The 13,195-nt window shown below is 57.4% G+C and carries 12 protein-coding genes; 3 read left to right on the top strand and 9 right to left on the bottom strand.

Annotation, left to right across the window (positions count from 1 at the left end):
- Positions 1–20 precede the first annotated feature (20 nt).
- Positions 21–482, bottom strand: a complete 462-nt coding sequence (locus EKL29_RS07650) for an Lrp/AsnC family transcriptional regulator (RefSeq protein WP_126689264.1) — start codon at positions 480–482, stop codon at positions 21–23.
- A 115-nt stretch (positions 483–597) separates the two neighbouring features.
- On the opposite strand from EKL29_RS07650, the gene EKL29_RS07645 reads away from it, so the two are divergent.
- Positions 598–1,629 (top strand): PLP-dependent cysteine synthase family protein, encoded by a 1,032-nt coding sequence (locus EKL29_RS07645; RefSeq protein WP_218834573.1) that lies wholly within the window; start codon positions 598–600, stop codon positions 1,627–1,629.
- 34 nt (positions 1,630–1,663) lie between these two features.
- Here EKL29_RS07645 and cof read toward each other — a convergent pair whose 3' ends face one another.
- Positions 1,664–2,485: an HMP-PP phosphatase gene (cof, locus tag EKL29_RS07640; RefSeq protein ID WP_126689263.1), complete on the bottom strand. Its 822-nt coding sequence runs from the start codon at positions 2,483–2,485 to the stop codon at positions 1,664–1,666.
- A 92-nt stretch (positions 2,486–2,577) separates the two neighbouring features.
- Here cof and EKL29_RS07635 point away from each other — a divergent pair, with 92 nt between their 5' ends.
- Both EKL29_RS07635 and queC read left to right on the top strand, forming a co-directional pair.
- Entirely contained in the window at positions 2,578–4,260 is a 1,683-nt protein-coding gene (locus EKL29_RS07635; RefSeq protein ID WP_126689262.1) for an SgrR family transcriptional regulator, read from the top strand.
- A gap of 77 nt (positions 4,261–4,337) precedes the next feature.
- Positions 4,338–5,033: a 7-cyano-7-deazaguanine synthase QueC gene (queC, locus tag EKL29_RS07630; RefSeq protein ID WP_120451295.1), complete on the top strand. Its 696-nt coding sequence runs from the start codon at positions 4,338–4,340 to the stop codon at positions 5,031–5,033.
- Positions 5,034–5,054: 21 nt separating this feature from the next.
- Here queC and EKL29_RS07625 read toward each other — a convergent pair whose 3' ends face one another.
- From EKL29_RS07625 to clpP, 7 genes are all read right to left on the bottom strand, one after another.
- The gene (locus EKL29_RS07625; RefSeq protein WP_120451294.1) at positions 5,055–5,453 is read right to left on the bottom strand and encodes a YbgC/FadM family acyl-CoA thioesterase; all 399 of its coding nucleotides are present in this window, start codon (positions 5,451–5,453) and stop codon (positions 5,055–5,057) included.
- Between the two features lie 102 nt (positions 5,454–5,555).
- A complete protein-coding gene (locus tag EKL29_RS07620; RefSeq protein ID WP_126689261.1) occupies positions 5,556–5,879 on the bottom strand; it encodes a helix-hairpin-helix domain-containing protein in 324 nt (107 codons plus the stop codon).
- A gap of 139 nt (positions 5,880–6,018) precedes the next feature.
- A complete protein-coding gene (gene ppiD / locus EKL29_RS07615; protein WP_120451292.1) occupies positions 6,019–7,887 on the bottom strand; it encodes a peptidylprolyl isomerase in 1,869 nt (622 codons plus the stop codon).
- A gap of 246 nt (positions 7,888–8,133) precedes the next feature.
- The gene (gene hupB / locus EKL29_RS07610; protein WP_120451291.1) at positions 8,134–8,409 is read right to left on the bottom strand and encodes a nucleoid-associated protein HU-beta; all 276 of its coding nucleotides are present in this window, start codon (positions 8,407–8,409) and stop codon (positions 8,134–8,136) included.
- A gap of 214 nt (positions 8,410–8,623) precedes the next feature.
- The gene (gene lon / locus EKL29_RS07605) at positions 8,624–10,978 is read right to left on the bottom strand and encodes an endopeptidase La (protein ID WP_120451290.1); all 2,355 of its coding nucleotides are present in this window, start codon (positions 10,976–10,978) and stop codon (positions 8,624–8,626) included.
- A gap of 190 nt (positions 10,979–11,168) precedes the next feature.
- Positions 11,169–12,440, bottom strand: a complete 1,272-nt coding sequence (gene clpX / locus EKL29_RS07600) for an ATP-dependent protease ATP-binding subunit ClpX (RefSeq protein WP_120451289.1) — start codon at positions 12,438–12,440, stop codon at positions 11,169–11,171.
- Positions 12,441–12,567: 127 nt separating this feature from the next.
- On the bottom strand, positions 12,568–13,191 hold the full coding sequence (gene clpP / locus EKL29_RS07595; protein WP_033752709.1) for an ATP-dependent Clp endopeptidase proteolytic subunit ClpP: 624 nt from the start codon (positions 13,189–13,191) through the stop codon (positions 12,568–12,570).
- Positions 13,192–13,195: the final 4 nt, after the last annotated feature.

Here is a 13,195-nt window from a genome sequence, read left to right as displayed (position 1 = left end):
GCTCTTCTCTTTCTTTTGCCTCAGGGGGCAACGGGTAACGCCGTGGTGTATTTAATCTCCTCCATGGCGAAGCTGGAGGTGACGTCAATCAGGCCCGGCACGCTGTTAACCAGACGCTTGTAAAATTCGTCGTAACGTTTCATATCCGCCACCTGAATACGCAGCAGGTAGTCGTATTCGCCCGCCGTACGGTAGAACGCCAGCACATCAGGCATCTCCTGCACCGCCGTGACGAAGCGCTGATACCATTCGCGGCTGTGCTGCTGCGTTTTTACAAACATAAAGGCCGTAAGCGACAGGCCGAGCTTCTCCGCATCCAGCAGCGCGACGCGCGCGCGGATAATACCGTCATCCTCCAGCTTTTTCAGTCGCTTCCAGCACGGCGTGGTGGTGAGGTTGACGGCGTCCGCCAGCGCCTGCAGCGACAGCGTGCAGTCCCGCTGTAGCAGATCCAGTAAATGGCGGTCAGTTTTATCTAACATTTGCCTCTCCGGGAGAATATTTTTCTCCATTGGTGCCATTATAGCCGGAATAAAGCCAACTCTTTTTCCTGCCCGTGCCTTACAATCAGCGCATCTTTTTTGCCGGACTAGCATCATGAGTAACTGGACTCGCCACGCCATTAATGAGATCAACGCGGACTTTCAACGTTCTGCCGAAACCCACCTGATTCGCTTCCGCCTGGCGGATTATCCCGGCATCGCGTTCTATCTGAAAGATGAGAGCACCCATCCCAGCGGCAGCCTGAAACATCGCCTGGCGCGCTCGCTGTTTCTCTACGGGCTGGCGAACGGCTGGATTAAAGAGAACAGGCCGGTGATTGAGGCCTCATCCGGCAGCACGGCGGTGTCGGAGGCCTATTTCGCCCAGCTGCTCGGCCTGCCCTTTATCGCCGTGATGCCGGCGAGCACCGCGAAGCGCAAAATTGAACAGATCGCGTTCTACGGCGGTCAGTGTCATTTTGTCACCGATCCCTGCGAGCTTTACAGCGCGTCAACACAGCTGGCGCGCGAGCTGAACGGCCATTTTATGGATCAGTTCACCTACGCCGAACGCGCCACCGACTGGCGCGGCAATAATAACATCGCCGAAAGTATTTTCCGTCAGATGGCGCTCGAGCCCTTTCCGGTGCCGCACACGCTTATTATGGGTGCAGGAACCGGCGGCACCTCGGCGACGCTGGGGCGCTATATCCGCTATCAGGGTTTTGCCACTCAACTGCTGGTGGTCGATCCCGAGCATTCGGTATTCTTTGATTACTGGCACAGCCGTGATGCGGCGCTGCGCAGCGCACGCGGCAGCCAGATTGAAGGCATCGGCCGCCCGCGCGTCGAGCCCTCTTTTATGCCGGACGTGATTGACGAAATGATGAAAGTGCCTGACGGCGCGACGCTGGCGGCAATGCTGAAGCTGGCGCAGATTATTGGCCGCAAGCCTGGCGCCTCAACCGGTACCAACTTCTGGGGCATGATGCAGGTGGCGAAACGGATGCGTGCGAAAGGCGAACAGGGCGCGCTGGTGACGCTGATGTGTGACAGCGGCGAACGCTATCCCGACAGCTACTACGATGAAAGCTGGGTCGCGCGACAGTTTGGCGATATCAGCGGCTGGCAGCGCGAGCTGGAATAAAATAGCGGACTTCCTGTCCGCTTCACTGTAATCCTCAGCATTCGGGGGAATACGCGAGGTGCGGCGTGGCCATCCAGTGATTTAAATAGTGAGACACCGCCTGTGTCTCGCAATGGCCGATAACCGGCAAATGGGGCAGCGCGGACTTGAGCTGACTCATGGCGTTACCCATAACAAAACCTTTGCCTACCAGCGACAGCATTTCGCGGTCGTTCATGGCGTCGCCGAAGGCCATGCACTCCGCCAGCGTCAGCGAGAGATGCTGGCATAACATCGCCAGCGCACTGCCTTTGTTGCAGTTGAGCGGCAAGACCTCCAGACAATCCAGCGCCGAAAAACAGATATGCGCACGGTCGCCGAACGCCGCATCCAGCTGCGTTTTCAGCTGGCAAAGCGCATCGTGATTATCGACGAAGCAAATCTTGGTGACTTCATGGGCGGGAAAGCTTTTCAGGTCGCGCAGCTGATAGCTAAAGCCGCTCATGGAGTGCGCCTGCAGCAGCTCCGGCACAGGCACGTCGGTAAACCAGCCCTCATCATTAAAAACGTGTACCGTCGCAGCGCTCTTCCAGCGGCTGTGGAGCACCTCTTCCGCCACTGACGGCGAGAGATCGCTGGCAAACAGCACGTTACCCTCCAGATCGTGAACGCGCGTGCCGTTGCCGGTAATCAGCCATGCGGGTAGCGTGATGCGCTGGCGCAGGATCTGCATTTCCAGCAGATGTCGTCCGGTGGCGAACGCCAGATGCACGTCACGCTGATGTAGCGCCAGCAGACTGGCGAGCGTCTGCTGACCCAGCTGGTGGCTGGGCAGCAGCAGCGTGCCGTCCATATCGAATGCGGCTAGTCGCGCCATGGCTCTCTCCCGTTAATAAGTCAGAAGAGACTATCGCCTGGCAATCCCGGAACTAATAGTGAATACTTTGCGAAAACTGTTCCGGGTTTCTTATGCGCCAGCTTAATCGCCTCAACCAGTTCCAGCGCCTGTGGCAGCACAGCCAGGGCTCGCCCCAGCAAACCTGCGTGGCCGAGATGGCCAGCCGCTGCTTTTGTAGCGATCGTCATCTGCGCACCCTGCTGTCGCAGTGGCAGCATGCAGGCTGGCTGCGCTGGCAGGGCGAATCAGGGCGCGGCAAGCTTGGCTTACTGACCTTTCTGCGCACGCCGGAGCAGCTGCGCCAGCAGCTGTTGCAGACGCAATTGCAGGCGGGCAACGCCGCAGAAGCGCTGCAGGTGCTGGATATGGCGCCGGAGCGGCTGATGAACCTGCTGCGTCCGCTGATGGGTGGTCAGTGGCAAAACGACGCGCCGGTGCTGCGCATTCCCTACTACCGCCCGCTGGAATCGGTCGCGCCGCTGCAAATCAGCGGACGCGCCGAGCAGCATCTGGCGCGCCAGCTCTTTTCCGGCGTGACGCGTTTTGAAGCGGATGAGCCGGTAGGCGATCTGGCCCATCACTGGCAGCACGCCGATGAGGGCCGCGTCTGGCTCTTCTGGCTGCGTCCTCGGCTGTTCTGGCATAACGACGAGCCACTCCAGGCCGCGCAGCTGGTCGAGCAGTTTCAGCGCATCCTGCAGGACGAGCGCGCGCGGCGTCTGTTGGCGGACGTTGAAAGCGTAGACGCGCCGCACCCGCTGGCGCTGCGTTTTCAGCTGAGCAGCAGCGATTACTGGCTGCCCTACCGGCTGGCGCATCAGCTCTGCCTGCTACCGCATCCGCAGCAGCCGCGCCTTGGCAGCGGCCCCTGGAAGCTGGCGCACTTTACGCCGGAGCTGGTGCGTATTGAGAGCCACGCGCGCTGGCACCTGCAGTTGCCGCTGATGCAGGCGGTGGAATACTGGATTACGCCGACGCTGTTCGATCGCGCGCTAGGCACCAGCTGTCGTCATCCGGTGCAGATCGCTATTGGCGACGCGGCGGATCTGGCATCGCTGCGTCCGGTCAGCCGCAGCATTAGCCTGGGCTTTTGTTATCTTGCCTGTCGTCCGCGCGCAGGCTTCAGCCCGGCACAGGCGCGTCGTCTGTTCCGTCTGCTGCAGCAAAGCGGCATCGTTGCGCAGCTGCCGCTGGAAGAGGGACTGATTACGCCAAGCAAAGAGCTGCTGCCGGGCTGGCCGGTGCCGCCTGTTGAAGATGAAGCGCCGGATCTGCCGCCGCGTCTGACCCTGCACTACCAGCTGCCGGTGGAGCTGCATGAGATGGCGCAGGCGCTGCGTCAGCTGTTGCTGGCGGAAGGCTGTGAGCTGACTATTATCTTTCACAACGTCAAAAGCTGGCGACGCTTTGAGGATCTGGAGCAGGCCGATCTGGTTATGGGCGATCGGCTGATTGGCGACGCGCCGATCTTTACCCTGGCGAGCTGGCTGGAACTCGACCGGCTGTGGCCCGCAGCCACCAGCAGCCGCCTTCGTCAGGAACTCTTGTCGATACAGCAGCTGGCCGACGGCGATGCGCGCAGCGACGCGCTGCACCAGCTTTACCATCGTCTGATGTGCGACGGTCTGTTGCTGCCGCTGTTCAACTACCGCTATCAAATCTTCGCGCCGCCTGGCGTAGAGGGCATTCAGCTTAATACGCTCGGATGGTTCGATTTCAGCCGCGCCTGGGTTCCCCCGCCGCTGGCGATGTGAAGTATCGTTTCAGGCTGTTCAGCGGCCCGGAGAGTTATTACCATAGGCGCAAAATTTTCGACCAGGACAATATTATAATGAAACGAGCCGTAGTCGTGTTTAGCGGTGGACAAGACTCCACTACCTGCCTGATTCAGGCGTTGCAGCAGTATGATGAAGTGCACTGCGTCACGTTCGACTATGGTCAGCGTCATCGCGAAGAGATCGACGTTGCCCGCGCGCTGGCACTGAAGCTGGGCGCGCGCGCCCATAAAGTGCTCGACGTCACTCTGCTGAACGAGCTGGCGGTGAGCAGCCTGACCCGCGATAATATTCCGGTCCCCTCTTACGATCCCGCCGCCAGCGGCCTGCCAAGCACCTTTGTGCCGGGACGCAATATTCTGTTCCTGACGCTCGCCTCGGTTTATGCGTATCAGGTAGAGGCGGAAGCTGTCATTACCGGCGTATGCGAAACCGATTTCTCCGGCTATCCCGACTGCCGCGATGAGTTTGTCAAAGCGCTGAACCATGCGGTCGCGCTGGGCATGGCGCGCGAGGTGCGTTTCGAGACCCCACTGATGTGGCTTAACAAAGCCGAGACCTGGGCGCTGGCTGATTACTGGCAAAGCCTGACGCTGGTCCGTGAAGAGACGCTGACCTGCTATAACGGCGTTAAGGGCGACGGTTGCGGCGAATGCGCCGCCTGCCATTTGCGCGCTCGCGGTCTGAACGACTATCTCGCCGACCGCGACGGCGTGATGGCGGCAATGAAAAGCAAAAGCGGTTTAGCCTGAGTCTGCGCGCCGCACGGTTAATCAGGCTGAGAAAGCCTCCAGCCGCGCGCGCAGCTCGCTCTCCAGCGCTACCGCTTTCTGCGTGCGCAGATCGATGCAGACAAAGGTAAGCGCCGCATCTGCCACCAGAGTCTCGCTGCCCTCCAGCGTCACGCGCTGGGTGATAATGCCGCTTTTGCCGTTCAGCTGCGTGATTTCACTGTGAATAGCCAGAACGTCGCCCAGCACGGCTGGGCGACGGTAGTTGATATTAATGTTCACGACTACGAACGCCAGCTGCTGCTCTTGCAGCCAGTTAAACGCGCCGGCCTCCTCGAGCCACTGCCAGCGCGCCTCTTCGAGAAACTCCAGATAGCGCGCGTTGTTGACGTGCTGATACACATCAAGGTGGTAGCCGCGAACTTTAATAGTGGTCTGCATGCCTGACATCTCCTGTCGCAAAAGGGCTAAACTGGTATGACCTCTTTAGCGTAGCAAAACTCCTTTTGCAGTGCGGCAAAAGCGTCAGGGTTGCGCCTCAGCTCACAGTTTCAGCCGTTCAGCGTTCCGTTCGATCAGCGCATTGCCAATGCCCGGCACCTCTTTTAACTGTTCAATAGCGGTAAAGGGGCCGTACTGCTCGCGGTAGCTGACGATCGCCTGCGCCTTTTTCAGCCCCACGCCGTTCATCGCCGCCGACAGCTGTTCGGCTGTCGCGTCGTTAATGCTGATTTGCTCGATCTGCGGTCCGGCCGCCTGCGCCACCGGCGTTTCGGTTGCGGTTTCCGCCGCCGCCAGGCCGGGATGATAAAGGGCGCCGCCAAGCGCTAAGGTTAAGTAAAGTGCTGACAACGTTGATTTAGACATGCTCTGTTTCTCCTTGTGTTTAACAGCAGGGAGAGCGTGACAGAGAGGCGGGGAAGCCGCAAAAGGCAAAATCTACCTATGGAAAAGGCCGCGCAAGCGGCCTTTTTAATTTTCACTGCAAAACAAATTTTTGCGAGCGTTACTGCATTTGCGCAGCGGCGCCATATTTGATTTTGGCCTCTTTACGCAGGTTAGCGAGCAGCGCTTCGAATGCCAGCTGCGCGTTGTTCTGCGTTACGCCCCTGACCATTTCGTCGACCTGCTCCTGCGGCAGCGTGCCGCTGCTGACCTTATCCAGCGCCACCAGCACGACATTGCCCTGCATATCTTCGCTGACGCCCCATGAGGTTTTACCGTCAACGGGCTGCGGCAGATTAAAGGCGGTCTGCGCTACCGGATCCTGACTGTTGCGATCGACGGTTTTGCTGGCGCTCAGCGTCAGCCCGGCCGCGCTCAGCGCGTCCTGCTTGCCCGCCTTGAGATCGGCCAGCAGCTTATCCGCCTGGGCTTTCGCCTGCTGTTCGGCTTTATCATGCTTCAGCGTGTCGGCGATTTGCGCTTTGACCTCTTCCAGCGGTTTGATCGCCTCAGGCTTGTGCTCGCTAATGCGCAGCACGAATGCACGATCGCCATCCACGGTAATAACGTCGGAGTTATTGCCGGGCGCGCCATTCTGGCCGAGCAGGCCGCCGTTAAACACGGCGTTTTTCACCGCGTCGAAGTTCAGCTCCTGCGGCACGCTGTCGTGGCTGAACCAGCCGGTTTCAACCACTTTCAGACCTGAAGCCTGCGCAGCGCCAGCAAGAGACTCATTGTCGTTGCTCGCCGCTTCGCTCACCTTCTGCTGTTGCTGGTAGAAGGCGTCGACCGCTTTCTCCTGTTTCGCTTTACTGGCCACGGCGTCGCGCACCTCAGCCAGCGGCTTGATCTGCTCCGGCTGGATATCGTCCAGGCGCACCACCAGGAAGCCGACCGACGATTTAATCACGCCGGAAAGCTGCCCTTTTTGCGTCAGACCGGCATTTTTCAGCTCATCCGGCGTCGTGGCAGGCTCCAGCCAGCCCATATCGCCGCCTTTGCGCGCGGAGATAGGATCGATCGATTTGCTTTTCGCCAGCGCGGCAAAGTCCGCGCCGCCCTTCAGCTGTTCCAGCACGGCGCTGGCGTCCGCTTCGGTTTTGGTCTGGATGACGCTGTAGCGATTGCGCTGCGGCTGGGTGTAGTCCGCTTTATGTTGATCGTACCAGCTCTGAATGTCCGCATCGCTGACGTTCGTCTGCATGCTGGCGGCATCCATTTTGATATAGCTGACGCGAAACTGCTCCGGCGCCATAAAGTTGTTTTTATGCTGCTGGTAGTACTGCGAAACTTCGTCGTCGGTCGCGGTTTGCTTTGTCGCCAGCGCATTGACGTCGATTGTCGCCTGACGAATATCGCGCTTCTGCGATACCAGGTCGACCAGCTTGCTGGTTTCATTTTTCAGCATAAAGTCAGTATTCGCGACGGCATTGATCAGCTGCTGGGTCGCCAGCTGCTTGCGCAGCGCTTCCGCATAGCGATCGGCGGTAAAGCCCATGCTGCTGAGCAGGCCGTTATATTTGGCGTTATCGAATTTGCCGTTGGTCTGAAACGCCTGCTGCGCGAAGATCGCCTGCTTCACCTGATCGTCGCTGATATTAATATGGAGATCGTTGATGTACTGATCGAGCAGCGCCTGGTCTACCAGCTGCGACAGCGCCTGCTGACGCATCTGCTGCATGAAACCGTCGTTGCCAGCAAGCTGAGAGAACTGATCGCCCAGCATTTGCTGCTGGCGGCTGCGCTCGCTGTTGAACGCCTGATCTAACTGCGCGCGGCTGATTTCCTGTCCGTTGACTTTAGCGGCGTAATCGCTGCCGCCGCCGATAAGGTAGTTGCCAACGCCGGTCAGCACGAAGGAGAGAATAATCAACCCCAAAATAACCTTGAGCACGACATGATTCGACGCCGCGCGTAAATTGTCCATCATGGTATGACAACGCTCCGCTGTAGTGTGGATGTAAATCTCGGGCGCAACGCCTGTCGGATAAAGGCCGTTACGCAACTGCCGTTTAGCCTGGCAGCTTTACTCCTGTAGAGACAAGTCTTACAGCGATTTATCCCCGGATCCGAATAAAAAAGGCACATCAAATTTGATGTGCCCGTATGTTACATGAGAACGCATGAACCGTCCTCTAGTCCACGGAAGAAAATGCTTCTGCGGACGGGTGCGTTGTCATGCGTTGACAGCGTCTTTCAGCGCTTTACCGGCGCGGAAGCCCGGCACTTTGCCTGCGGCAATGGTGATCTCTTTGCCGGTTTGCGGGTTACGGCCGGTACGTGCGGCACGTTCGCGTACGGAGAAAGTGCCAAAGCCTACCAGAGCCACTTCGTCGCCGCCTTTCAGCGCGTCGGAAACAGAACTGGTGAATGCTTCCAAAACACGTCCCGCTGCTGCTTTAGAAATGTCAGCGTCTGCAGCAATTTTGTCGATCAACTGTGACTTATTCACTCTCTTCATCCCCTCTTTTATTATTTCACTTCACATCCGCGCGTCCTGCCGGATACGAATGCGCAGCACGTTATATCAAGCCTGTTGAGCCGAAACAACGGAATTCATCTTAATCGCTGTTTCCGCAGCCCCCTAAATTAACGGCACTAAAAAAAGCTGGCAAGCGCTCATTGGCCTGCCAGCTTCGCTTTTTAATGCTTTATGTCGCTAATCACTATTTTGCGGTAGCAACCTGCATGCCGTAAGGGGCGTTTTCCAGCGCAAGACCTAATACTTCTTCGATACGCTTCACCGGATGGATCTCCAGATCGGCAATAACGTTAGCCGGAATTTCTTCCAGATCGCGTTTATTATCGTCCGGGATCAGCACCACTTTAATGCCGCCGCGATGGGCCGCCAGCAGCTTCTCTTTCAGCCCGCCGATCGGCAGCACCTGACCGCGCAGCGTGATCTCGCCGGTCATTGCCACGTCGGAACGCACCGGGTTGCCGGTCAGACAGGAAACCAGTGCGGTACACATCGCGATACCGGCGCTCGGGCCATCCTTCGGCGTCGCGCCTTCCGGCACGTGAACGTGGATGTCGCGCTTCTCGTAGAAATCGCCGTTGATGCCCAGCTTCTCAGCGCGCGCACGCACCACGGTCAGCGCCGCCTGAATCGACTCCTGCATGACTTCGCCGAGCGAGCCGGTATAGGTCAGCTTGCCTTTACCCGGCACGCAGGCGGTTTCGATGGTCAGCAGATCGCCGCCCACTTCCGTCCAGGCCAGGCCGGTCACCTGACCAACGCGGTTTTCGCTGTCGGCGCGGCCATAGTCGAAACGCTGAACGCCCAGGTAATCCTTCAGGTTGTCGCCGTTGATGGTAATGTGCTTCTGCTCTTTATTCAGCAGCAGCGCTTTTACCGCTTTACGGCACAGCTTCGACAGTTCGCGCTCCAGGCTACGCACGCCCGCTTCGCGGGTGTAGTAGCGGATAATGCCGATGATCGCGCTGTCTTCGACCGTGATTTCGTTCTCTTTCAGGGCGTTACGCTCAATCTGCTTCGGCAACAGATGCTGCTTAGCGATATTGAGTTTCTCATCCTCGGTATAGCCAGAGAGGCGGATCACCTCCATACGATCCAGCAGCGGTGCCGGAATGTTCATGGAGTTAGAGGTCGCGACGAACATCACGTCGGAGAGATCGTAATCCACTTCGAGGTAGTGATCGTTAAAGGCGATGTTCTGCTCGGGATCGAGCACTTCCAGCAGTGCGGAAGCGGGATCGCCGCGCATGTCGGATGACATTTTGTCGATCTCATCCAGCAGGAACAGCGGGTTCTTCACGCCGACCTTCGCCATTTTCTGGATCAGTTTGCCCGGCATAGAGCCGATATAAGTCCGACGGTGCCCGCGAATTTCCGCTTCGTCACGCACGCCGCCCAGCGCCATACGCACATACTTACGGCCGGTCGCCTTAGCGATAGACTGACCCAGCGAGGTTTTACCCACGCCCGGCGGTCCCACCAGACAGAGGATCGGGCCTTTGATTTTGCTGACGCGGCTCTGTACGGCGAGATATTCAAGGATGCGGTCTTTAACACGCTCCAGACCGTAGTGGTCGGTGTCCAGTGTCTCCTGGGCTTTGCGCAGGTCTTTCTTGACCTTGCTGCGCGCGTTCCAGGGTACCTGAACCATCCAGTCGATATAGCCGCGTACCACCGTCGCTTCGGCGGACATCGGCGACATCATTTTTAATTTCTGCAGCTCGGCTTCGGCTTTTTCACGCGCTTCGGCCGGCATTTTCGCCGCGTCGATTTTGCGCTTCAGGGCTTCGTACTCATCCGGCACGTCGTCCATTTCGCCCAGCTCTTTCTGAATCGCCTTCATCTGCTCATTCAGATAATATTCGCGCTGGCTCTTCTCCATCTGCTTTTTAACGCGGTTGCGAATGCGTTTCTCAACCTGCAGCAGATCGATTTCCGACTCCATCATCGCCATCAGATATTCCAGACGTTCGTTCACGTCTGACATCTCCAGCACTGACTGCTTATCGGCTAATTTCAGCGGCATATGCGCAGCAACGGTGTCGGCCAGACGCGCCGCATCGTCGATATTGTTCAGCGAGGTCAGCACTTCCGGCGGGATCTTCTTGTTCAGCTTGATATAGCCTTCAAACTGATTGATCGCCGTACGTACCAGCACTTCCTGTTCGCGCTCTTCGATTTCCGGCGAGATCAGGTATTCCGCCTGCGCGGTAAAATGGTCACCATTATCCGCCAGGGTAGTGATATGCGCGCGCTGCAGGCCTTCTACTAAAACTTTGACGGTGCCGTCAGGGAGTTTCAGCATCTGCAATACAGAGGCTACGGTCCCTACAGAGAAGAGATCGTTAATGCCAGGTTCATCCGTTGACGCCTCTTTCTGGGCAACCAGCATGATCTTCTTGTCATGATCCATCGCCGCTTCGAGGCAACGAATCGATTTTTCCCGACCAACAAACAACGGAATTACCATGTGCGGATAAACCACCACGTCGCGCAATGGCAACACGGGGATTTCAATGCGTTCAGAACGCTCAGGATTCATAGAGCTCTCTCTTAGTTAGTGTCCGCCAGGTGATGGGCACCGCATAATGCAGGGAATGTGCAGTTAAACCCACAGGATTATGAGTATATGGGGATGATCGTTCGACATTCAACGTCATGAGAGCGAGAAAAACAAAAGGGGAAAGAATTTTCCCCTTTTTTAATAATATCAATGCCCTTGCGGTGGCGAATTATTCGCCAGAAGCCTGAGCTTCATGCTTACCGTAGATCAGCATTGGCTCTGACTGACCTTCGATCACCGACTCGTCAATCACCACTTTCTCCACGTCTTCCATAGAAGGCAGGTCATACATGGTTTCCAGCAGCGCGCCTTCGACGATAGAGCGCAGGCCACGCGCGCCGGTCTTACGCGACATCGCTTTTTTAGCGATGGCGGTCAGCGCTTCGTCGCGGAACTCCAGCTCGACGCCTTCCAGGTTGAACAACGCCTGGTACTGTTTGGTCAGGGCGTTCTTCGGTTCGCGCAGGATCTGGATCAGCGCTTCTTCGCTCAGCTCGTTGAGCGTCGCGACCACCGGCAGACGGCCGATAAACTCCGGGATCAGGCCGAATTTGATCAAATCTTCAGGCTCTACCTGAGAGAGCAGCTCGCCTTCGGTCGCTTTTTGCGACTTGCCTTTCACCGTTGCGCCAAAGCCAATGCCGGAGCCGGTTTCTACGCGCTGGGAAATCACTTTGTCCAGGCCAGCGAATGCGCCGCCGCAGATAAACAGAATTTTCGAGGTATCAACCTGTAAAAACTCCTGCTGCGGATGCTTACGGCCGCCCTGCGGCGGAACCGCTGCCACGGTGCCTTCGATCAGCTTCAGCAGCGCCTGCTGCACGCCTTCACCGGAGACGTCGCGCGTAATGGACGGATTGTCCGATTTACGCGAGATTTTATCGATCTCATCGATATACACGATGCCGCGCTGCGCTTTCTGCACGTCGTAGTCGCACTTCTGCAGCAGCTTCTGGATGATATTCTCCACGTCTTCGCCTACATAGCCCGCTTCGGTCAGCGTTGTGGCGTCGGCCATGGTGAAAGGCACATCCAGCAGGCGCGCCAGCGTCTCCGCCAGCAATGTTTTACCGCTACCGGTAGGACCAATCAGCAGAATGTTGCTTTTGCCCAGCTCAATACCGTTGCTGGTATCGCCGTTGCGCAGGCGTTTGTAGTGGTTGTACACCGCAACCGCCAGCACTTTTTTCGCCTTTTCCTGGCCGATAACATAATCATCGAGGTGATGGCGGATTTCGTGCGGCGTAGGCAGCGCGCTACGTTCGCGATGCGGGGCAACTTCTTTAATCTCTTCGCGAATGATGTCATTGCACAGATCGACACATTCGTCGCAGATATACACTGACGGCCCGGCAATCAGCTTACGCACTTCATGCTGGCTTTTGCCGCAAAAAGAGCAGTACAGCAACTTCCCTGAACCGTCTTTGCGCTTATCTGTCATCAGTTAACCTCTTCTTGTTCTCAGGCCATACTGGCGTACGGCGCAGGCCGTGCGAACACGGCCAATATTCATTCAACTCAAACCCGTTTCCCAGTAACTATAGCGTAAGGAAACGGGCAGATGAGTCTTATTCGCGATGTGTCAGGACGGAGTCGACTAAACCATACTCTACCGCTTCACTCGCCGAGAGGAAACGGTCGCGCTCGGTATCGCGCTCAATTTCTTCCAGCGACTTGCCGGTGTGCTCCGCCATCAGCTCGTTCATGCGCTGTTTCACTTTCAGAATCTCTTTCGCATGAATCTCAATATCAGTCGCCTGGCCCTGATAGCCGCCCAGCGGCTGGTGGATCATCACGCGCGAGTTCGGCAGGCAGAAGCGTTTGCCTTTCGTGCCGGCGGTCAGCAGGAACGCGCCCATTGAGCAGGCCTGGCCCATACAAATCGTGCTGACGTCAGGCTTGATAAACTTCATGGTGTCGTAGATCGACATGCCCGCGGTAATGACGCCGCCGGGGGAGTTAATATAGAGATAGATATCTTTCTCTGGGTTTTCCGCTTCCAGAAACAGCATTTGCGCCACGATCAGATTGGCCATGTGATCTTCAACCTGACCGGTCAGGAAGATGACGCGCTCTTTCAGCAGGCGGGAATAGATGTCGTAGGAACGCTCGCCGCGCGAAGTCTGTTCAACCACCATGGGCACCAGCGCATTGCGCGGCGCAGTAAATTCACGATCGCCACTGTATGACATTACC

Source organism: Pantoea sp. YU22 (assembly GCF_003970755.1).
GTDB classification, from domain to species: domain Bacteria; phylum Pseudomonadota; class Gammaproteobacteria; order Enterobacterales; family Enterobacteriaceae; genus Pantoea; species Pantoea piersonii.
The sequence above is the reverse complement of the archived record's forward strand: the minus strand, read 5'-3'. Positions and strand labels throughout refer to the sequence as shown.